Source organism: Thioalkalivibrio paradoxus ARh 1, from assembly GCF_000227685.2.
GTDB classification, from domain to species: Bacteria; Pseudomonadota; Gammaproteobacteria; order Ectothiorhodospirales; family Ectothiorhodospiraceae; genus Thioalkalivibrio; species Thioalkalivibrio paradoxus.
Genome location: NZ_CP007029.1, coordinates 2841937 through 2863034, shown reverse-complemented (window position 1 = coordinate 2863034; position 21098 = coordinate 2841937). Strand labels below are relative to the sequence as shown.

At 68.0% G+C, this 21098-nt stretch carries 20 protein-coding genes; 11 read left to right on the top strand and 9 right to left on the bottom strand.

Going from position 1 to position 21098, the window contains the following annotated elements; all coding sequences use genetic code 11:
• Positions 1-20: 20 nt before the first annotated feature.
• Positions 21-2420 carry a spermidine synthase family protein gene (locus tag THITH_RS12810; RefSeq protein WP_006748535.1) on the top strand — a complete coding sequence of 800 codons (2400 nt, stop codon included), beginning with the start codon at positions 21-23 and terminating at the stop codon, positions 2418-2420.
• 10 nt (positions 2421-2430) lie between these two features.
• Here THITH_RS12810 and fusA read toward each other — a convergent pair whose 3' ends face one another.
• Together fusA and THITH_RS12800 are read right to left on the bottom strand one after the other, a co-directional pair.
• Complete coding sequence (fusA, locus tag THITH_RS12805) at positions 2431-4527, bottom strand: elongation factor G (protein WP_006748534.1); 2097 nt, start codon at positions 4525-4527, stop codon at positions 2431-2433.
• A gap of 173 nt (positions 4528-4700) precedes the next feature.
• The gene (locus THITH_RS12800) at positions 4701-5120 is read right to left on the bottom strand and encodes a secondary thiamine-phosphate synthase enzyme YjbQ (RefSeq protein WP_006748533.1); all 420 of its coding nucleotides are present in this window, start codon (positions 5118-5120) and stop codon (positions 4701-4703) included.
• Between the two features lie 335 nt (positions 5121-5455).
• Between THITH_RS12800 and THITH_RS12795 the strand changes: the two genes are divergently transcribed.
• Positions 5456-7366: a SurA N-terminal domain-containing protein gene (locus THITH_RS12795; protein WP_006748532.1), complete on the top strand. Its 1911-nt coding sequence runs from the start codon at positions 5456-5458 to the stop codon at positions 7364-7366.
• Between the two features lie 77 nt (positions 7367-7443).
• Here THITH_RS12795 and THITH_RS12790 read toward each other — a convergent pair whose 3' ends face one another.
• The 3 genes from THITH_RS12790 to THITH_RS12780 all read right to left on the bottom strand — a co-directional run bounded on the left by THITH_RS12790 (position 7444) and on the right by THITH_RS12780 (position 10764).
• The gene (locus THITH_RS12790) at positions 7444-8241 is read right to left on the bottom strand and encodes an enoyl-ACP reductase FabI (RefSeq protein WP_006748531.1); all 798 of its coding nucleotides are present in this window, start codon (positions 8239-8241) and stop codon (positions 7444-7446) included.
• Positions 8242-8620: 379 nt separating this feature from the next.
• Complete coding sequence (locus THITH_RS12785) at positions 8621-9010, bottom strand: anti-virulence regulator CigR family protein (RefSeq protein WP_006748530.1); 390 nt, start codon at positions 9008-9010, stop codon at positions 8621-8623.
• A 170-nt stretch (positions 9011-9180) separates the two neighbouring features.
• Entirely contained in the window at positions 9181-10764 is a 1584-nt protein-coding gene (locus tag THITH_RS12780; RefSeq protein WP_025367549.1) for a lytic transglycosylase, read from the bottom strand.
• On the opposite strand from THITH_RS12780, the gene THITH_RS12775 reads away from it, so the two are divergent.
• Genes THITH_RS12775 through dnaQ form a run of 3 tightly spaced genes read left to right on the top strand, consistent with a single transcriptional unit; the run spans position 10763 to position 12693 of the window.
• Entirely contained in the window at positions 10763-11485 is a 723-nt protein-coding gene (locus THITH_RS12775; protein ID WP_006748528.1) for a methyltransferase domain-containing protein, read from the top strand. The two genes, THITH_RS12780 and THITH_RS12775, sit on opposite strands and share 2 nt — an antisense overlap.
• On the top strand, positions 11476-11943 hold the full coding sequence (gene rnhA, locus THITH_RS12770) for a ribonuclease HI (protein ID WP_006748527.1): 468 nt from the start codon (positions 11476-11478) through the stop codon (positions 11941-11943). The genes THITH_RS12775 and rnhA overlap by 10 nt, the downstream gene beginning before the upstream one ends.
• A gap of 39 nt (positions 11944-11982) precedes the next feature.
• Positions 11983-12693: a DNA polymerase III subunit epsilon gene (gene dnaQ, locus THITH_RS12765; RefSeq protein WP_006748526.1), complete on the top strand. Its 711-nt coding sequence runs from the start codon at positions 11983-11985 to the stop codon at positions 12691-12693.
• A 203-nt stretch (positions 12694-12896) separates the two neighbouring features.
• Here dnaQ and smpB read toward each other — a convergent pair whose 3' ends face one another.
• Positions 12897-13376 (bottom strand): SsrA-binding protein SmpB, encoded by a 480-nt coding sequence (smpB, locus tag THITH_RS12760; RefSeq protein ID WP_006748525.1) that lies wholly within the window; start codon positions 13374-13376, stop codon positions 12897-12899.
• Between the two features lie 173 nt (positions 13377-13549).
• On the opposite strand from smpB, the gene THITH_RS12755 reads away from it, so the two are divergent.
• The 3 genes from THITH_RS12755 to THITH_RS12745 are packed head-to-tail and all read left to right on the top strand — an operon-like array spanning position 13550 to position 15694.
• A complete protein-coding gene (locus THITH_RS12755) occupies positions 13550-14908 on the top strand; it encodes a sodium-dependent transporter (protein WP_006748524.1) in 1359 nt (452 codons plus the stop codon).
• Positions 14908-15351, top strand: coding sequence for a type II toxin-antitoxin system RatA family toxin (locus tag THITH_RS12750; protein ID WP_006748523.1), 444 nt, complete (start codon positions 14908-14910; stop codon positions 15349-15351). The genes THITH_RS12755 and THITH_RS12750 overlap by 1 nt, the downstream gene beginning before the upstream one ends.
• Positions 15344-15694, top strand: a complete 351-nt coding sequence (locus tag THITH_RS12745; protein WP_006748522.1) for an RnfH family protein — start codon at positions 15344-15346, stop codon at positions 15692-15694. The genes THITH_RS12750 and THITH_RS12745 overlap by 8 nt, the downstream gene beginning before the upstream one ends.
• A 34-nt stretch (positions 15695-15728) precedes the next feature.
• Here THITH_RS12745 and THITH_RS12740 read toward each other — a convergent pair whose 3' ends face one another.
• A complete protein-coding gene (locus THITH_RS12740) occupies positions 15729-16052 on the bottom strand; it encodes an outer membrane protein assembly factor BamE (RefSeq protein ID WP_006748521.1) in 324 nt (107 codons plus the stop codon).
• Between the two features lie 107 nt (positions 16053-16159).
• Here THITH_RS12740 and fur point away from each other — a divergent pair, with 107 nt between their 5' ends.
• Positions 16160-16585, top strand: coding sequence for a ferric iron uptake transcriptional regulator (fur, locus tag THITH_RS12735; RefSeq protein ID WP_006748520.1), 426 nt, complete (start codon positions 16160-16162; stop codon positions 16583-16585).
• 24 nt (positions 16586-16609) lie between these two features.
• Here fur and recN read toward each other — a convergent pair whose 3' ends face one another.
• Both recN and THITH_RS12725 read right to left on the bottom strand, forming a co-directional pair.
• Complete coding sequence (gene recN, locus THITH_RS12730; RefSeq protein WP_006748519.1) at positions 16610-18334, bottom strand: DNA repair protein RecN; 1725 nt, start codon at positions 18332-18334, stop codon at positions 16610-16612.
• A gap of 21 nt (positions 18335-18355) precedes the next feature.
• On the bottom strand, positions 18356-19234 hold the full coding sequence (locus THITH_RS12725; RefSeq protein WP_006748518.1) for an NAD(+) kinase: 879 nt from the start codon (positions 19232-19234) through the stop codon (positions 18356-18358).
• Between the two features lie 139 nt (positions 19235-19373).
• Between THITH_RS12725 and hrcA the strand changes: the two genes are divergently transcribed.
• Complete coding sequence (gene hrcA / locus THITH_RS12720; protein WP_006748517.1) at positions 19374-20429, top strand: heat-inducible transcriptional repressor HrcA; 1056 nt, start codon at positions 19374-19376, stop codon at positions 20427-20429.
• Between the two features lie 55 nt (positions 20430-20484).
• Positions 20485-21069: a nucleotide exchange factor GrpE gene (gene grpE, locus THITH_RS12715; RefSeq protein ID WP_006748516.1), complete on the top strand. Its 585-nt coding sequence runs from the start codon at positions 20485-20487 to the stop codon at positions 21067-21069.
• Positions 21070-21098: the final 29 nt, after the last annotated feature.

The following is a 21098-nucleotide window of genomic DNA, read 5'->3' as shown; positions in this document are numbered from 1 at the left end:
GGGCCGTCCTGGCGTCGGTGATGATCCCCGCTCCGCGCTGGGTGTCCTGGTCGATCGCGCTGGCATCGGCGGCGGTGATCGCGTTCCAGCTGGTAGTGATGCAACTGCTCGCGGTGTCGCAGTGGCATCACTTCGCCTACATGGTGATCTCCACCGCCCTGCTGGGCTTCGGCGCCGCCGGGACCGCGCTGGTGCTGCTGCGCGAGCCGCTGCAGCGCCACTACGCCACCGCACTGCCGCTGCTGTATGGCGCGAGCGCGGTGACGATGGCCGCGACCGCCTGGCTCTCGGGGGTGTTCGGCGATTTCGACACGTTTCTGCTGTTCTTCGACCCCGGGCAGGTAGGCCTGCTGCTGTTCCTGTACCTGGTCTACGCGCTGCCCTTCTTCTTCGCCGGGCTGGCGATCACGCTGGTCTTCTACCGGGAAGTGGCGCGCATCGGCTCGCTCTATTTCGCGAACATGGTGGGATCGGGTGCCGGCGCAGTGCTGGTGCTGGGGCTTTTGTGGGCGCTGCCGCCGGAACGGCTCCCGGCGCTGCTGGCTTTGGCGCTGTTGCTGGCTGCGTGGATCACGCGGCCGCGGTCGGTCCCGAAGGCGGCGACCGTGGCAATGGCCTCCGCCGCGCTGCTGGTGCCGGTGATCGGCCTGGTGAACCCGCCGGGACCGCAGCCCTCCGAGTACAAGCCGATCCACGCCGCGCTGCTGCTGCCCGGCGCCGAGATCGTCCACAGCGCATCGAGCCCGCACGGCCTGCTGCAGGTCGTGCGCGCCGATGCCCAGCGCTACGCGCCCTCGCTGAGTCTGCAGTTCCGCGGCCAGCCGCCAGTGCGCGACGTGATGTTCAACAACGGCGAGTACTACGGCACGCTGCTCGGCCGCGCCGGGACCGGCGAAGTGCATCTGCTCGACCACACCACCCGTGGGCTGCCCTACGCGGTGCGCGACCCGGAGTCGGTGCTGGTGCTCGACGCGGGCGCTGGCGAGGATGTGGCGCATGCTCTGGGTCACGGCGCGGCAACGATCACCGCGGTCGAGCCCCACCGCCAGGCCAACCGCTTGCTGCGGGACCGGTACCCGGAGTGGATCGATTCGATCTATCGCGATCCCACCGTCAGCCTTCTCGGTACCACGGTGCGCAGCTATCTGGCCGGGGAGCGAGAGCAGGATTACGACTTGATCGTGCTGCCGCCGCTCGGCGCCTTCGGCGGCACGTCGGGCGTGTACGCGCTGCGCGAGCAGTACGGCTTGACACTGGACGCGTTCGCCGCGATGTGGGACGCGTTGAGCGACCAGGGCATCATTGCGGTCACGGTCTGGCAGGACGAGCCCCCGCGCAAGCCCCTGCGGCTGCTCGCGACCTGGCGCACGCTGCTCGAGCGGGAGGGTATCGGGCACGCGCCGGCGCACGTGGCGGCGGTGCGCAGTTGGGGCACGACCACCTATCTGCTGAGCCGGACCGCGCTCTCGGACGCCGAGCGCGGGCATATCCGGGAATTCGCCCGCGACCTGGCATTCGACCCGCTGCTGCTGGAGGACGTGCAGCCCGGCGAGCGCGACCGATTCAACCGGCTGCCCGATCGCAGCTTTCTGGAACACGTCGATACCCTGCTGCACGGCGACCCGGCGGCGTTGCTCGACGACTACCTGTTCGCCATCGGTACGACCACCGACGACCGACCTTTCTTCGGACAGTTCATGCGCCTGTCCAGCATTCCCGAACTGCAGGCGATCTACGGTGCCCGGGAGCTGCCGTACCTGGAACTCGGGCTGGTGCTGGCCGCGGTGACCCTCCTGCAGATCGTAGCCGCCGCAGTGATCCTGATCGTGCTTCCCCTGTTCCGGGTCGGCTGGCAGGGCAGCCGCCGCCGCTGGACGCTGCTGTACTTCTCCGCGACCGGCATCGGCTTCATGTTCTTCGAGATCGTGCTGATCCAGAAGTTGGTGCTTTATCTGGGGCAGCCGGTGTACGCCACGGCCGCGGTACTGGCCACGCTGCTCGTCTGCTCCGGTGCCGGCAGCCTGTGGTCGTCACATATCGCGGCGACGCGGCGCAATGTCCTGCTCACCGGCGTGGCGATCGCCGGGCTGATCCTGCTCTATGCCCATTGGCTGATGCCGGTGCTCGACCTGTCGATGAGCTGGCCCCCGGGCGCAAGGGCCGCGGTCGTGGTTCTGCTGCTCGCGCCGCCTGCATTCCTGATGGGCATGATGTTCCCCTTCGGTCTGCGCCGTCTCGCGGATAGCGACGCCACCCACATTCCCTGGGCCTGCGGTATCGACAGCTGCCTGTCCGTCTCGGCCACCGCGCTGGCCACGCTGATCGCGCTGGGCGCGGGCTTTGCCTTCGTGATGCAGGGAGCGGCGGCCGCCTACGTCGTGGTCGCGCTGGCCAGCCTGCGCCTCGGCCGGCCAGCCTGACGATGGCCCATTAGGATGGGGAGCGGGCGCCGCCCGTGCCGAGGATGCGGCGGGCCAGTTCCGGGTCTACCGGCGCGTAGTGCAGCGGCTCCATCGTGAACAGGGCCCGCCCCTGGCTGGCCGAGCGCAGCGCGGAGGCGAAACCGAACATCTCGGCCAGCGGGACGTTCCCGCGCACGACCTCTGCGCCGCTCGGGCCCGCCTCCAGACCGGTGACATCGCAGCGGCGCGCGGCGAGCAGCGCCATCACGTCGCCCAGATACGCCTCGGGTACCAGCAGTTCGAGCCGTCCGATCGGCTCGAGCAGCACCGGTGCGCCCAGGCGCAGGCCTTCTTCGAAAGCCACGCGCGCCGCGGCGCGGAAGGCCAGTTCGGACGAGTCCACCTCGTGATGCGAGCCGTCGAGCAGCCGCACCTGCACGTCGGTGACCGGGTATCCCGCAAGAACCCCGGCCTGCGCCGCATCGTGCACGCCGCGTTCGACCGCAGGAAGGAACTGCTTCGGTATCGCGCCTCCGCTGAGCGCGCTCTCGAAAACCAGGCCGGAACCACGCGGGCCTGGCGCGAGCGCCAGGACCACGTGTCCGTACTGCCCGTGCCCGCCGGTCTGGTGGATGTGCCGACCCTCGACATGCGGAACCTCGCGGCCGATCGTTTCCTTGTGCGCCACGCGCGGCCGGCCGACGTTGACGCCGACATGGAACTCGCTGCGTACCCGCTCGAGCAGCACTTCCAGGTGCAGCTCGCCCATGCCCGCCACCAGCATCTGGCCGGTGGCCTCGTCGTGGCGCACGCGAAACGTCGGATCCTCTTCGGCCAGCGTATGCAGGGCCGTTGCAAGCGCGTCCTGGTCGGCGGCGCCGCGCGGCTCGACCGCGACCCAGACGACGGGTTCAGGGAAGGCGATGGTTTCGAGCAGCACCGGTTGCTCGGGGGCGCAGAGCGTGTCGCCGGTCCGTGTTCCCTTGCTGCCGAGCATCGCCGCAATGTCGCCGGCAGCGATTTCCTCGATGTCCTCGCGCTGGTCGGCATACATTCGCACCAGACGGCCCACGCGCTCGCGCCGCGCGTTGCGGGTGTTGTACGCGGTCATGCCGGTGCGCAGCTGGCCCGAGTAAACCCGCACATAGGTCAGTCGCCCGGAGTAGGGGTCGGCCGCGACCTTGAACGCCAGCGCGCTCAACGGCGCCTTCGGGTCGGGCGGACGCTCGATTTTCTGGCCGCTGCGCGGCTCCACACCGTGTACCGGTCCGACCTCGCGCGGTGAGGGCAGGAGATCCACGACCGCATCGAGCAGGGGCTGAACCCCCTTGTTGCGCAGCGCCGACCCGCACAGCACCGGAAACAGCCGCAGGTCCAGCGTCGCGCGGCGCAGCGCCGCGAGCAGCGGCTCGGGGGCCGGCTCGACGCCATCGACATAGGCAGCAAGCAGCGCGTCGTCGTGTTCGGCAATCCGTTCGATCAGCGCCGCACGGGCGGTGGCCGCGGGCTCGCGAAGCGCGGACGGGATCTCGCCGTACTCGCGCCGGGCGCCGAGTTCATCGGCCCAGCGCACGGCGCGCATGGACAACAGGTCGATGACTCCCTCGAACGAGGATTCGGCGCCGATCGGCAGCTGCAGCACGGCCGGTTCGGCGCCCAGACGCTCGCGCAGGGAGGCGACCGCACGGTCGAAGTCCGCGCCGATGCGGTCCATCTTGTTCACGAAGCAAATCCGTGGCACGCGGTACTGATCGGCCTGGCGCCAGACGGTCTCGCTCTGCGGCTCGACGCCCTGGACCGCGTCCAGAACCACGACGCCGCCGTCCAGTACGCGCAGCGCACGCTGGACCTCGGCGGTGAAGTCGATATGTCCCGGGGTGTCGATCAGATTGATGCGGTGGTCGCGCCACTCCGACGAGACGGCGGCCGAGACGATGGTGATGCCGCGCGCGCGTTCCTGCTCCATCCAGTCGGTGACAGCGGTGCCGGCATCGACCGAGCCGAGCGCGCGCGTGCGCCCCGTGTAATACAGAATGCGCTCGGTGGTCGTTGTCTTCCCCGCGTCGATGTGCGCGATGATGCCGATGTTGCGCAGCTGCTCGAGGGTGGGCTCCTGGGCGCTCATGGGTTCGCTGCCGGGTCGGGGTGGGGGGCGTGTCACCGAAGGCTCGTAGTGAATATAGCGGGAATCCGGCCCCTCGCGAGCCCTTTCCTCCCCGGCGCCGCCGCAGAGGCCGGAACGCCCGGAACACGGCCCGCGCGCAAGCCGCGTGCCACGGCGACACCCGTAGACCCGCGCTACTCGCCGATCAGGTGCAGCAGGATCCGGCGTTCGTTCGGCGCGCGACGGTGTTCGAACAGGAAGATGCCCTGCCAAGTACCGAGCGCGGGCACCCCCGAGAGGATCGGAATGCTCAGCTGGGTCTGGGTCAGCGCCCCCCGGATGTGCGCCGGCATGTCGTCCGGCCCTTCGGAACGGTGCCGGAAGGCGATCCCGGACTCGGGTACCAGCCGCGCGAAGAAGTCTTCGAGGTCGCTGCGAACGTCCGGGTCGGCGTTTTCCTGGATCAGCAGGCTTGCGGAGGTGTGCTGCACGAACAGCGTCAGCAGTCCTTCCCGGATGCCTGCGGTCTGTACCCAGCGCCGCACCGCGTCGGTGCACTCGTACAGGCCCTGGCCGGAACTGCGGACCGAGAGAGCGTGGCTTTGCTGTCGCATGGCGGTCTCCACCGCGGGTGCGCCGGCGGGTTGTACGCGACGTGGATCCTGCGGTGTCCGGATCGGTCGCGCGCCTTCCCCCGGGGATCCGCGTTCTTGCGTTGGCCGGGTGAGGGTAGCCGGAAACGGGGTGGCTGCCAATGGCAGCCGGCGGCACATGGCCACCCGATCCGGTTTTCGATTCGAGTAGGGGCTTGCGATGCGCCCATGTCGGTGTGCGGACCGGGGGCAGGACACGCGCCCGCGGAAACCAAACCCCATTTCGAATGTCTCTATCGCGAAGCTCTTGTTATCATCAACCGCTTCGCACTGTTCTTACCCTTGGCGGAATCACAATGCTGCAATCCATTCGCGACAAGGCGACCGGCTGGCTCGCCTACGTCATCATTGGCCTGATCGCCATCCCGTTCGCCCTCTGGGGCCTTGGCGAGTACTTCGGAGGCGCCGGGCCACTGGTGGCTGCGGAAGTGAACAAGACGGAAATCCCGGTGCGCCTGGTACACCAGGAGACGCGCGTGCAACGCGACCAGATCGCGCGCATGTTCGGCGGGGAGGTCCCTGCGGATCTGTTCGACGAGCGTGCGATCCGAAACGCGGCCCTCGAAGCCTTGATCCAGCGGGAACTGCTGCGCCAGGCGGCCGAGAAAGCGGGGTTCCGCGCCTCGGCCACCGGGGTGGTGCGGGAAATCCAGGCGATCCCGGAATTTCGCGAGAACGACCGGTTCCTCCCGGAGCGCTACCATGCGCTACTCCAGGCACAGAGGATCTCGCCCAGCGAGTTCGAGCGCGATGTCGCACACCAGATCGTGATGGCCCAGATCCAGCAGGCGGTCGAGGCGAGCGGTGACCTGCCGATGAGCAAGGTCCAGGAGTACGCCCAACTGCGCAACCAGGTGCGGGTGGCGAGCTGGCGGATTCTCGAGGCCGACGCATTCGATCGGCCGGAGGTGGTCGACGACGCGGCGATCGAGGCCTACTACCAGGACAACCCCGAACGTTTCACGACCGAGGAGCGGATGCGCGTGGCGTACCTGCATCTCGATCCACGGGAGCTGGAGGAAGGCATCTCGGTGACCGAGGACGAGGCTCGTGAACACTACCAGGTGAACGCGCAGCGCTACACTGAGCCGGAGCTGCGCCGCGTTCGCCAGATCCTGATCGAGCCGAACGCGGAGGATGCGCAGGCGCGGATCCGGGAGATCCGGGAGCGGCTCGACCAGGGCGAGGAATTCGCCGACCTGGCTCGAGAGTATTCGCAGGACACGCTGTCTGCGGATCGGGGCGGCGACATCGGCCGGATAGCGCGCGGCGATCTCGATTCCGTGCTCGAAACGGTCATCTTCTCGCTGCCTGCCGGGTTGGTGAGTCAGCCGGTGCAGACCCGCCAGGGCTGGCATGTGCTCGAGGTCACCGAAATCGAGCCGTCGCGCCCGCGACCGTTCGACGAGGTGCGGGACGAGGTCGAACGCGACCTGCGTGACCGGCGTGCCGAGCAGCGCCAGATCCAGGTTCTGGATGACCTGATGGCCCAGTCGTTCGAGTATCCCGACAGCCTCGAACCCGCTGCGCGCGCAACCGGTCTGGAGATTTATACCAGCGACTGGTTCACGCGCGGCGCCGGCGCCGGGATCGCCGAGTTCCCCGGCGTGCGTGAAGCGGCGTTCGGGACCGCCGTGCGCGTCGATGGCCGGAACAGCGAGGCAGTGGATCTGGCGGACGGCAGCACCGTGGTGCTGCGGATGCAGGAGCGTCAGGAGCCGCGGGTGTTGCCGCTCGACGAAGTCGAGGACGAGATCCGCCAGACGCTGCGCCGGGACGCGGCCGCGCAGGCCGCGCGCGAGCTGGGCGAGTCGATTCTGGCGAAACTCGAGGCGGGTGACGCCACGGTGGCCGGGCTGGCCGAGGCCGAACCGGAAGCCTGGATCCAGTCGGTACCGGTACACCGGGCAACCGGCCCCGAGGCGGAAGACGTCGAGATGCCGTCGGCGCTGATCCGGCACCTGTTCCAGATGGCGGCGCCAGTCGACGACCGTGCCCGGAACGAGGGCGTGCGGCTGCCGGATGGGGATTTCGCGCTGTTGGTCCTCGAGTCGGTCGAAATGCTGGAACCGGATGCGGTGGCGGAGGAACTCGACCGGATCGCCGACGACTTGCAGATCGCCTATGCCGGTGCCGAACTGCGGGCCTACCTCGCCTGGCTCGAGTCCGAGGCCAAGGTGCGCCGCTATCCCGAGAACCTCGAGTGACGGCGGCGGCGCCCGGACAGTAGCCGGGCGCCGCAAGCGGGGGCGCGACGAGGGTGGATCCTCGCCCGCCCGCGCAACTATTCCAGACCGACCTCGCCCGGACCCAGTCCGAGGATGTTGTAGCCGGAATCCACGTACATCACCTCGCCGGTAATGCCCGCAGCAAGGTCCGAGCACAGGAATGCGCCTGCATTGCCTACCTGCTCGATCGTCACGTTGCGCCGCAGCGGGGCGTTGTTCTCGACATGGTCCAGGATGCGCCGGAAGTCGCCGATGCCGGCGGCGGCCAGCGTGCGGATCGGGCCGGCGGAAACCGCATTGACCCGCGTCGATTCCGGCCCGAGCGTGTAGGCCAGATAGCGGACGTTGGCCTCGAGGCTGGCCTTCGCAAGGCCCATCACGTTGTAGCTGGGCATGGCGCGTTCGGCGCCCAGGTAGCTCAGGGTGAGGATCGACGCGTTGCGATCCTTCATCATGCCCCGGCCCGCCTTGGCGAGCGCCGCGAGGCTGTAGGAGCTGACGTCGTGTGCGATCCGGAAACCGTCGCGCGTGATGTTGTCCAGGAAATCGCCTTCGAGCTGTTCCTTGGGCGCAAAGGCGACCGAGTGCACCAGGATGTCGATGCCGTCCCAGTAGTCGTCCAGGCGCTCGAAGACCTGCTCGATCTCCTGGTCGCTTTCGACGTTACAGGGCACCAGGATGTCCGAGTCGAAGGTCGCGACCAGTTTCTCGACGCGCTCGCGCAGGCGCTCGTTCTGATAGGTGAAGGCCAGTTCGGCGCCTTCGCGGCGCATGGCTTCGGCGATGCCGTAGGCAATGGAACGGTTGCTCGCGACACCAACGATCAGCGCGCGCTTTCCCTTCAGGAACCCCATCTAACCCTCCTCGTTTATCTGGTCGGCGTCGCACCCGGGTGACCACGCCGCTCGGTGGTTGCAGCAGGAGCCGGCAACGCAACGCCTGTCGCCGCGAAACCGGAATGCTGCGGGCCGAGAGCGATCATACCGATGTGGCCGTTGTGCGACCACCGGCCGCCGGAAACGGCAGCGCAGGTGTCGGTGGCACTGTGAACCGCCCGGCGTGGAGAGTCGAACAAGCCGCGATCCGGATGGGGGCGGACGCTGGCCTGATCGCGTCCCTGTTCGGTGGCGCCCGGCGCAGGCCCCGGTGTTACCGGCATGACGCCACAGGCATTCCGGCGCTGCACCTGCGCTCGGGGGCTTGTGCAATTCCCGCGCGGCATGCCGCCGCGGATTATCGGAAGACGCGGTCGATCACGTCGACGATCACCCGCGTGTAGGCGTCGACCAGCAATGCATCGTTTCCCGCCAGGTACCAGTGGTATCCCGGATAGCTGGGCAGGTCGCGGGCCAGCGGGTCTCCGACGCGCTTTGCGAGCCCCGGTGGCAGCGGCTTGCCGCGCGCGAGATTCATGCGAATGCCGGGTGGCAGCGCCGCCGCCTGGGCCGTCTGGTGACGTCCGAAGATCTGCCGGATTGCATCGTGGTGAATGTCCGGCCGCGGTTCCTGCAGCATCGGCCCGCCGCCGCCCCTCGCCCCATGGGCTGGGGCGTGTGCCGGAGGCTGTGCGAGTACGGATGCGGAAACCAGCACAAGCGCGGGAACCAGATAAAGGCTGCGCATCGTGATTCTCCCGGTGTTTCTGGTCAGGACAGCATACGCGCGTTGTTTGAACAGCGAATGAACGCGGCCCGCCGCGCGGGGAATCGCCCCCCGAAGGCTGCGCTACGTGCATACGGCCCTGCGGCTGGCAGCCCGAAGGTCAGGCGTCGAACGGGGCGGAAATCCTGGTGCTACCCGTCGGTTGCGAGGTTCGCGGCGACGTACAGCGTCAGCGTATCGCCGGCACGGATCTGGTGGCCGTTCAGCGAGTTCCAGCGCTGCACGTCGGCGACTTCGACCTGGAAGCGGCGCGAAATCGCGTTCAACGAGTCACCCGGCCGGATCCGGTATTGCATGCGCTGCGTGTTGTCGCGGGCGACGCTGTCGGTCGCGGCGGGCAGACGCAATACCTGGCCGGGCTGCAGGACGGCATTCGCGGCCAGGTCGTTGCGCTCGCGCAGGGCGCCGACGCTGACCGCATGGCGCCTGGCAATGCCCCAGAGGCTGTCACCGGCCTTCACGGTGTATTCGCGCGGACCGGAGATCGCGCGTGCGGGGACGGTCACCGGATCGCGGGTCGCGGCCTGGCCGGAGGTCGGAATGCGCAGCGTCTGGCCGACCCGGATCAGGTCACCGTTCAACCGGTTCTGGCCGCGCAGTTCGGCCACCGACAGGCCATGGCGCCGCGCGATCTGTCCGAGGGTGTCACCAGCGCGAACCTGATAATCGGTGTAGCGCACCAGTGGATGATCGTTTCCCCGCTGGCGCAGCGCCGTTTGCAGCCGCTGCGCCGCCGATGCCGGAAGCAGCAGATGCTGCGCGGCATGGGGGTGGGTGATGCTGCGGCGGTAGCCGGGATTCAGCGCGAGCACCTCGCGAGCCTCGACCCGAGCGAGTTCGGCCACGTACTCGAGGTCCGCCTGCCGGCCGAGTTCCACCGGCTCGAGATAGGGGCGGTTGGCGATCGCCGGCAGCGTCACGCCGTAGCGCGACGGCTGCTCGAACAGCGCGCGCAGCGCGAGCAGCCGCGGGACATACGACATCGCCTCGCTCGACAGCTGAAGACTCCAGTAATCCGTCGGCTTGCCGTCTGCAGCGTTTGCCGCGATGGCTCGGGCGACATTACCCTGACCGAAATTGTATGCTGCCAGCGCCAGGTACCAGTCGCCGAAGCGCGCATGCAGACGTTCCAGGTAATCCAGTGCTGCATGCGTGGACTGGTACACGTCGCGGCGGCCGTCGTACCAGTCGTCCTGGATGAGCCCGAAGTGCTTGCCGGTACTGGGGATGAACTGCCAGATCCCGGCCGCGCGCGCTCTGGAGGTCGCCTCGGTGGAATAGCCGCTCTCGACGATCGGGAGCAACAGCAGTTCGCCCGGGAGTCCACGGCGCTCGATTTCGGTCAGGATGAAATACGCGAAGGGCCGCGCGCGTGCCGACGACACGGCGATGATGTTCGGATTGCTGCGGTAGTGTTCGATGTAGGGTGCGACCCGTGGGTGGTGCAGCTCGTCGGTGAATGTGAACGAGATCCGGGCTCGGGACCAGATGTCCGGGGCGTCGTCCGGGCGCAGTGCGGTTCGACGCAGCGCCCGGCTTGCGTCCCGCGACAGGTCTTTTTCCTGCCGGGCCGCGGTCGACGGCTCCTCGCCGACCGTGGTGCCTGCGGTTTCGACGGCCGCGCTGGTTCTGGCGGAATCGTGTAGGCTGCAGCCGGTCGCGAGCAGCATCGCCCCGGCCACGACGATGGAGACAGGAAGAAGTCGAGTAATCATGGACCTGAAGCATAGTCCAGAGAAGACATTTCACCAAGCTTCCTGTGCCGATTGTCTGCGCGACTGGTACGCCGGACCACAGGGGCGCCGGGTGCGGGAGGTGCTCGGCCGGGAGATCCGGCAGCGACAACGCCTGCACTTCGGCGATTCGCTGCTGGAGCTGGCGCCGGTCGAGGTGGTGCATTCCGACTGGGTGCGCATGGCCTGGATCCTGCGGATCGGCCCGGAGCAGGCGCCGCTGCGCGCCGAAACCGATCGCCTGCCGCTGCCCGGAAAGGCCTTTGAATGCGTGGTGCTGGCGCATGCCGGCAGCCTGGCCGAGGATGTCGACGCGTTGGTGATGGAGGCGTGCCGGGTGCTGGCCCCCGAGGGCCATTTGTTCCTGCTCGACACGACGGCCTGCGACCGCGTCCCGCGATCGCGTTGGGCGGCGTCGATGCCGGCGGGTCTGCGGCGCCGGCAGCACCGCCGGCGGCTCGAGAGCGCAGGGCTTCAGGTGCGCCGGCAGCAGGCGCTCAGTGTGTTGCCGGCGCAGCTGCCGGGCCGCTGGCTGCGCGTTCTCGGCCGACCCGACGCGCTGGCGTCGGCCTGGCTGCCGCTGTTGGGCAGCTGCGTGCTGACCATTGCCCAACGGCGGGAGTCGATCCCGCTGACGCCGCGCGCAGGCTGGCGCTGGCCCCGCATGCCGGTCCGAGCAGCAGGGGGGTCGCAATGGGCGTAAACGACGACGTGGTCTATGCCTATACCGACGGCGCCTGCCGCGGCAATCCCGGCCCGGGCGGTTGGGGAGCCGTGCTGCGCTTTCGGGGCCGGGAACGCGAACTGCGCGGTGCCGAGCCCGACACGACCAACAACCGCATGGAAATGACCGCCGCGATCCAGGCGCTCGAGGCGCTGACCCGGCCCTGCCGGGTCGAACTGCTCACCGATTCGCAGTACCTGAAGCAGGGGATCACCTCCTGGCTTCCGGGCTGGAAGCGTCGGGGGTGGCGTGCCGCCAGCGGGAAACCGGTCAAGAACCAGGATCTCTGGCTTCGGCTCGATGCCCTGGCGGCGCAGCACGAAATCGAGTGGTTCTGGGTGCGCGGCCATAGCGGCCACCCGGAGAACGAGCGTGCAGACCAGCTGGCGAACCAGGCAATCGACGAGATGCTGGCGGCGCAGCGGAGACAAGGCTGATCCCGCGGATGCCCGCGGCAGCGCACGAGGAGACGACGGATGCGGCAGATCGTACTGGACACCGAGACCACGGGACTGGATCCCGCGGCGGGGCACCGGATCATCGAGATCGGGTGTCTGGAAGTCGTGAACCGGCGCGTGACCGGCGAACGGCTGCACGAATACCTGCAGCCGGACCGCGAGATCGACGCGGGTGCGGTGGAGGTGCATGGAATCACCAACGAGTTTCTGCGCGACAAGCCACGGTTCGGCGATGTGGTGGAGCGTTTCCTGGAGTTCGTCGACGGCGCGGAGCTGGTGATTCACAACGCGCCCTTCGACCTGGGCTTCATCAACCACGAGCTGCAGCGGGTCGGTGCGCGGGTTCGCCGCATCGAGGAGATCTGTCAGGTGCTGGATACGCTGGTGCTCGCGCGTCAGATGCACCCCGGGACACGCAACTCGCTGGACGCACTCTGCCGTCGCTACCAGGTCGATGCCTCGGGCCGGGTGCTGCACGGCGCGGTGCTCGATGCCGAGCTGCTCGCCGAGGTCTACCTCGCGATGACCGGGGGGCAGGTCGCGTTGGGACTCGATCAGACGGGTCCGGACACGACCGCGGCGTCGACCCCGCAGCGCGCCCGCCGGTCGCAGGCACGGCTGCCGGTGATCGAGCCCGGCCCGGAGGAACTCGCGGCCCACGCGGAACTGGTCGCGCTGCTGGAGCAATCCTCCGGGGTTCCGTCGCCCTGGCGGCATGAGCGTTCCTGAACCGCTCGGTGGCAGTGGCTGCGGTCTCGCGCCATTCGCCAGTGGTGCGAAGCCCCGAAAACCGCTTGCACGGCGATCGGTTGCAGGCGCGGGATTTCGAATGCGCGCCAGCTCGAGCGGATCCCGGGCCTCGCTCGAGGCGGCAAGGCAATCTGCGCAGGGACTGAGCCGGGCAGCGCCCGGCCCCGATATAGGTCGGCCGGTCAGCGGCTCTTCAGAATCCGGCCGCGTTCGCGCTGCCAGTCGCGCTCCTTGTCGGTCGCGCGTTTGTCGTATTCCTTCTTGCCCTTGGCGAGCCCGATCTCGAGCTTGGCCCGCCCGCGTTTCCAGTAGAGCGCGAGCGGCACCAGGGTGTAGCCCTTGCGTTCCACCGCGCCGATCAGGCGGCTGAGCTCGGAGCGCTTGAGCAGCAGCTTGCGGGTCCGGGTCGGATCCGGGTGGATGTGGGTGGAGGCCGTGCTGAGCGGGGTTACATGCGCCCCGAACAGCCAGGCTTCGCCATTGCGCATCAATACGTACGATTCGCTGAGCTGGGCGCGGCCCTCGCGCAAGGACTTGACCTCCCAGCCCTCGAGCACCAGCCCGGCTTCGAAACGGTCCTCGATGAAGAAATCGTGCCGCGCCTTGCGGTTCAGCGCGATCGTCGCGGAGCCCTCGCTTTTTCCGGAATTCTTCTTGGCCATAACCTCGCAGTATACCAACCGCTGCCGCTGGGTGGTCCTGCCACCGGCGCAACCGGCGCGCGCGGCAGGCCATGCGCAGCGGCAGGTCACGGAAGGCATCGATCCAGCAGGGTTCAGTTGAGCCCCTGTCGGCCTTGCCGCACAATCCGCCAAAACCAGGGGGAAGCAGATCGATGCCAGCAACCATTTCCATCCACGGGCAGTGGTCCACGCGATTGGCCTTCATTCTCGCGGCCACGGGCTCCGCGGTGGGGTTGGGGAACATCTGGCGGTTTCCCTATATCGCCGGCGAGAACGGGGGCGGGGCGTTCGTGCTCGTGTACCTTGCGTGCATCCTGCTGATCGGCCTGCCGATCATGATGGCGGAGATCCTGCTCGGGCGCCGGGGGCGGCAGAGCCCGATCAACACCATGCTGACCGTTGCCCGCGAGGAGGGCCTGAGCCGTGGCTGGGGGCTGATGGGCTGGGTCGGAGTGCTGGCCGGGTTCCTGATTCTGTCGTTTTACAGCGTGATCGCCGGCTGGGCACTGTCCTATGTGTTCAAGGCCGGCAGCGGGAGCTTCTCCGGGCTGGATGCCGAGGGCTCCTCGGAGCTGTTCGGAGCGATGCTCGCGAATCCGGAGGCGCTGCTCGCCTGGCACACCATCTTCATGGTGATGACCGCGATGGTCGTCGCGCGGGGGGTGCAGTCCGGGCTCGAACGTGCGGTCACCATCCTGGTCCCCGCGCTGGTGGTGCTGCTGATCGTTCTCGTCGGCTATTCGATGGCGCAAGGCGCGTTCATGGACGGAATGCGGTTCCTGTTCTACCCGGACTTCTCGGCGCTGTCGGCCAACGCGGTGCTGCTGGCGATGGGCCAGGCCTTCTTCACGCTAAGCCTCGGGATGGGGGCGATCATGGTCTATGGCAGCTACCTGAGCAGCGACGCCTCGGTCGCGAGGACCTCGGGTACGGTGGTCGCGGCCGATACCCTGGTGGCATTGCTGGCAGGGCTGGCAATCTTCCCGATCCTGCTGGCCGCCGGCCTGTCGCCGGCCCAGGGTCCGGGGCTGATCTTCGTTACATTGCCGCTGGCCTTTGCGGAGATGCCGCTCGGGCTGTACTTCGGGACGCTGTTCTTCGTGCTGCTGGTGTTTGCCGCCTGGACCTCGGCGATCTCGCTGATCGAGCCGGCGGTCGCCTTCCTGGTCGAGAACCTCGGGGCGACCCGGGTGTTCGCGACCACGGTGGTGGCGATGCTCGCGTGGCTGCTCGGAATCGGCGCGCTGCTGTCGTTGAACGTCTGGTCGGAATACACGCTGTTCGACCGCGGCATCCTCGACCTGCTCGACTTCCTGACCGCGAACATCATGCTGCCGCTGGGCGGATTCCTGATCGCGCTGTTCGTCGGCTGGCGCATGACCGAACGCTCGGTGCAGTCCGAGCTGCGCCTGAAGCTGGGCTGGCTGTTCACGCTGTGGTACTTCCTCCTCCGCTACGTGGCGCCGATCGCCATTCTGGTGGTGTTCCTGCGTGCGGTCGGCCTGGTCTGATGCCGACCCGCATCCAGCGCTTGGCGGTGGTCCCGTACTCGCCCGAGCAGATGTTCGCGTTGGTCAACGACGTCGAGGCCTACCCGGAGTTTCTGCCGCACTGTCGCAGCGCGCGGATCCTGGAAACCGGGGAGGACGAGATCAAGGCGCGGATCGAATTGGCCAAGGGCGCATTGCACAAGTCGTTCACCACGCGCAATCGCCTCGACCCGCCGCACCGGATCCGGATGCAGCTGATCGACGGGCCGTTCCGCCGGCTCCAGGGCGGGTGGCAGTTCAGTGAGCAGGAGGGGGGCACCCGGATCGTGCTCGACCTGGAGTTCGAGTTCTCGAACCGCCTGATGGCCATGGCAATCGGCCCGGTGTTCAACCAGGTGGCCAATTCGCTGGTGGATGCCTTCGTCCAGCGCGCACGGAAGGTTCACGGGGGCGACGATGACTGAGCAGGGCGAACCGAACGCCGCGCAGAGAATCGCGGTCGAGGTGGCCTACGCGCGGCCGGACGTGCAGGTGGTGCTGCCGGTGGAGGTGGCGGCCGGTGCGACAGTGCAGGACGCGCTGCAGCAGTCCGGCATTGCCGAACGGTTCCCGGAGATCGACCTGGGCTCGGCAAAGGTGGGCATCTTCGGCAAGCTCGCGCGGATGGACACCGCGCTGCGCGCCCGCGACCGGGTCGAGCTGTACCGCCCGCTGATTGCGGATCCGAAGGAAGTGCGCCGCCAGCGTGCGGCACAAGGCAAGCCGACCCGCAAGGGCGGTGCCTCGAGCGCGGACAGCAGCGCCTAGCAGCTCATGCGGGTCAGCGTTCGAGGAAGGCGGGTCAACCGCCAGGCGCCTGCGTATCCTCGATCCGTGCCACGCGACCGTGGTCGAAGAATACCGAGACCCGCCGCAGTTCGCTTGCGCCACGGCCGGGGCGGTGATAGTAGACGTAGTCCCAGCGGTCCTCGCGAACGAACGTGCCCTTCACTTGCGGGGTGCCGAGCAGAAAGGCAACCTGCCGCGCGGTCATGCCTTCGCGCAGCTGCGCGACCTTGTCGTCGTCGATGGCGTTGCCCTGCTGCACGTCGAGCCGGAACGAAGGGACGTTGCAGGCGGCGAGCAGGCTTGCGGTGACGGCAATAGAAATGAGAATCTTGAGCATCGGGCGCGTGATTCCGAACAGGCGATTGCGAACGCCCGATGGTACAACATCCGCCCGGGGGCAGCAGCAGGCGTGAACCTGACTTCCGGAGCGTGAAGGAGCTGGCAGTGGAAACCCAAAACCTGAAAAAGGCGGGGCTGAAGGTCACGCTCCCGAGAATGAAGATTCTGCAGATCCTGGAGGAATCCGAGACCCGCCACCTGACCGCCGAGGCGATCTACCGCGAGTTGCTCGATTCCGGCGAGGAGATCGGCTTGGCCACGGTCTACCGGGTGCTCACCCAGTTCGAGGCCGCAGGGCTGGTGTCGCGGTTGCGTTTCGAGGGCAATCAGGCGGTCTTCGAACTCGATCGGGGCGGCCACCATGATCACATCATCTGCAACCAGTGCGGTCGCGTCGAGGAGTTTTTCGACGATACCATCGAGCAACGTCAGCGCGAGATCGCGGCGGAGCACGGGTACCGGATCCAGGATCACGCGCTGGTGATCCACGGCGACTGCATCGACGAGAACTGCCCGCACCGGCCCGGCTGAGTCCCAAGGCGCCCGGGGGCGTTTCTACTGGCGCGGCCGCGTTTGCGAATCGCCGGAGGCTGCCGCGGCGGCGGCCTCCAGCATCTCGCGGGCGTGATCCAGGCTGCGTTCCGTCAGTGCCACGCCCCCGAGCATCCGGGCCAATGCCTCGATCCGGTCGGCTGGGGCGAGGTGGGTAATCTCGGTGCGCGCATGGTCGTGTCCACGGGTCTTGCTGACCTGGAACTGGCAGTGGGCCTGCGCCGCGACCTGGGGCAGATGGGTGACGCAGAGCACTTGGTAGCGTTCGCCTAGCGCGCGTAGTTTGCGCCCGACCACCTCGGCGACTGCGCCGCTGATTCCGCTGTCGACCTCGTCGAAGATCAGGGTGTCCACCGGCTGCTCTGCGCTCGCGAGTACCTGCAGTGCCAGGCCGATCCGGGACAGTTCGCCCCCGGAGGCCACCCGGGCCAGCGGCTGCGGTGCGGAGCCGGGGTTTGCCGCCACCAGAAACTCGATCCGGTCGCGCCCCTGCGGACCGGCCTCGTCGGGCCGGTCCTGCAGCTCGATCCGGAACCGCCCGCCGGTCATTCCCAGTTCCTGCATCGCCTCGGTCACGGCCGGATCGAGCCGCGCGGTGGCCGCGCGCCGCGCCTGGCTCAGCGCTGCGGCTGACCGGTCGTAGCGGGCTTGCGCCGCGGTGAGGTCCTGTTCCAGCGCAGCGACTGCCGCGTCGCCGGTTTCGAGCTCTTGCTGCTCGGCGTCCATCGCCCGGAGCAGGGCCGGCAGCGCGTCCGGTTCGATCCGATGCTTGCGGGCCAGCCGGAGGTAGATGGCGACCCGCGTGTCGACCTCGGCGAGTCGCTCGGGATTGATCTCGATGTGCTCGGCGATGCGGCGCAGCTGGTCGCCGGCCTCCTGCACCTGAATGCGTGCGGATTCGAGCAGTTCCAGTACGGGTTCGACCCGGTTGTCATGGCGTGCGGCATCCTGCAGGCCGGCCAGAATCTGGCCGAGACTCGAGTCGATCCCGGCGTCGTCGTCGATCGCCTGGTGCGCGGTCTGCAGTGCCCCGAGGACCTCCGCCGCATGCGCGAGCCGGGTCTGTTCGCCCGCAATCTCCGTGTATTCGCCGGCGCAAGGCCCCAGTTCCCGGATCTCCTCGGCCTGGAATCGCAGCAGGTCGAGGCGGTCGGAAGCCGATGCCAGCCGTTCACGCGCTGCGTCCAGGCGTGCGGAAACGGCTTGCAGTTCGGCGTGGGCCGCGGCCACCTCGCGGCGGACGTCCTGGGCGACGAAGCCGTCGAGCAGCGCCCGCTGGGCGGGCCGCTGCAGCAACTGCTGGTGCGCGTGCTGGCCGTGGATGTCGACCAGCCATTGTCCGACCCGCTTCAATTGAGTCACCGTCACCGGCCGGCCGTTGATCCAGGCCCGGCTCTTTCCCTGTGCGGTGATGACCCGGCGCAGCAGCACGCCGGTCGTGTCCGGGCCGTCGCGATCGTCGGTCCTTTCTGCCAGCGCCTCGTCCCGCAGCCATGCGCAGGCCGGATGGTCCGGCGGCAGTTCGAATTCCGCGCTCAGGTCGGCCTGTGCGGCACCGTCGCGCACACTGGCGGCATCGGCCCGGTCACCCAGCAGCAGGCCGATCACGTCGATCAGAATCGACTTGCCTGCGCCGGTTTCCCCGGTCAGCGCGGTCATGCCCGCGCCGAGCGAGAGCTCCAGTTGATCGATGATCGCGAAGTCCCGGACCGTGATGTGCCGCAGCATGCCTGGTTTCCGTCCCGGCGCTCAGGGATGCTCGCCCCAGCGCAGCTTGGAGCGCAGCATGCGCAGAAAATGATGATGGCGGGGATGCACCAGCGTTAGGGGTTCCGCCCGCCGCTCGACTCGCAGCACGTCTCCGGGCGCGAAATCCAGGTTTTCCTGGCCGTCCAGCGCGACCTGGGCGGGAGAACGGCTGGCACTGCTGAGCTTGATCTCGATGACCGCGCGCCCGCTGACGACGAGAGGCCGGTGATTGAGACTGTGCGGGCAGACCGGCACCACGAGCATCGCTTCCAGTTCGGGCGTCAAAATCGGGCCGCCCGCCGACAGCGCATAGGCGGTCGAGCCGGTGGGCGTGGCGATGATCAGTCCGTCGGCGCGCAGTCGTCCGACGTCGAGCCCGTCGATGAAGGTGTCGAACTCGATGATCCGGACCACGCTCTGTACGTGCAGGACGGCATCGTTCAGCGCCAGCCCCTGGTAAATCGGGCTGCCATCGCGCAGCAACGTGGTCTGCAGCATCGCGCGCGGCTCGACCTCGTAGGCGCCGTCGAGTACCTCGTTCAGTTCGGCCACTGCCCGGTCCGGTGATACGTCGACCAGAAACCCCAGGCGTCCGAGGTTGATCCCGAGTATCGGCGTGCCGTACGCGGCCGTTGCGCGTGCGGTCGCAAGCAGCGTACCGTCGCCGCCGATCACCACGATCAGGTCGGCCGTTCCAGCCAGTTCCGCGAGCGGAGCCACCGTACACCCGGAGGGGTGTTCGCAATCTCCGATGCCTTGCTCGATGATTACGCCCAGACTGCGCTGGTGCAATGCGTCGAGCAGGGTCGATACCAGCGGGGCGGTCCGGGAATCGTCGCCCTTGCCGACCAGCCCGATCGTGCCGAAGGTTGCTTGCATCGCTGCATTATCCGGAAAACCGCGGGTGCGCGCACCCGGGGTCTTCAGCAGCCGGTTTGCGGCAGTCTTGACTGCCCAGGGCCATGGCATAGACTGGGCTGGCACTCACCGACCCCAAGCGCTGACACGAGAGCGAGGCATGCAGGAATTCCAACTCGATGCCCGCGCGCGGACATTGCTGCGCACGCTGATCGAGAGCTACATCCGAGACGGTCAACCGGTCGGCTCGCGCACCTTGGCCCGCACCAGCGGACTGAACGTGAGCCCGGCGACGATCCGCAACGTGATGGCGGATCTCGAGGATCTGGGGCTGGTGCATGCGCCGCATACCTCCGCGGGGCGGGTGCCGACCGCGGCCGGATACCGGCTGTTCGTCGACGCACTGCTCGAGATCCGGGCGCCGAACCGCAAGCAGGTGGAAGCGATCGAGTCGCACTTTCACCGGGGCGCGACGACCCAGGACCTGCTCGGCGCGGCCGGGAGCGTGCTGTCCAGCGTGACCCGGCTGGCCGGCATGGTGCGCCTGCCGCGCAACCGCAACGTGGCGCTGACCCAGATCGAGTTTCTGCGCCTGAGCGAACGCCGGGTGCTCGCGATTCTGGTGATCGACGGCAAGGAAGTGCAGAACCGGGTGCTGGAGCTCGAGCGGGACTATCAGCCGCCGGAGCTGCAGCGCATGGCCAACTACCTGAACGCCCACCTGGCGGGGCAGGCGCTGCAGGTGGTGCGCCGGCAACTGCTTGCGGAAATGCGTTCGGTGCGCCGCGATCTCGATGCGATGATGCTGGCGGCGATCGACCTCGGCGAACGCGCGATCGGCGCCGACGACCCCGACGACGTGCTGGTGGCCGGCGAGACGCAGTTGTTGCATTATGACGAATTGGCCGACATCCAGCGGCTGCGCCAGCTGCTCGAGGCGTTCCACGAGAAGCGCGAGATCCTGGCGATCCTGGATCAGTGTATCCGGGCCGACCGGGTCCAGATCTTCATCGGCCGGGAGTCGGGTCTGGAATGGTTCGAGCATTGCTCGGTGGTCACCGCGCCCTACAGCGTCGACGGTGAGATCGTCGGCGTTCTCGGGGTGGTCGGGCCGACCCGTATGTCCTACGACCGGGTGATCCCGATTGTCGATATCACCGCGCGCCTGCTCGGCGCCGCCTTGAATTCCCGGAACGAGCCCCCAGACAGCCGTTGAGGCGCGGGCGCATCGGCGTACCGCGATTCGTTTTCGTGACCAGCAAGAGGGAAGCATGTCCAACCAGCGGGAAAACGTGGAACACGAGTCCGTACACCAGGAGGCACAGGACACGTCGACAAGCGCGGCCGAAGCGCCGGCGGCAGAGGGCGGCGAAGACATCCAGGCGCGGCTCGCGGAACTCGAGGAGCTGGCGGAACAGCGCCGCGATCAGCTGCTGCGCGCGCAGGCGGAAATGGAAAACCAGCGGCGTCGCTTCGAACGCGAGCTCGAGGCGGCACACAAGTACGCGATGGAGCGATTCGCATCCGAGTTGCTGACGGTGTGCGACAGCCTCGAGATGGGGCTGGACGCGGCGCGCAAGACCGAGGACGCGGGCAGCATCATCGAGGGAACCGAATTGACGCTGAAGGCCTTGCGCAAGGCCTTCGACAAGTTCGGGATCGAGTCGGTGGATCCGACCGGCGAGCGTTTCGACCCAGAGCGGCACCAGGCGATGACCACGCAGGAAAGCGCGGAACATCGGCCCAACACGGTGCTGATGACGATGCAGAAGGGCTATCTGCTCCAGGGTCGCGTGCTCCGCCCGGCGATGGTCATCGTGTCGCGGGCGCCGGATGAATCCTCCGGCAGCGCTTGAAAACCCCGGCAGCCACCCCATATCCCGGA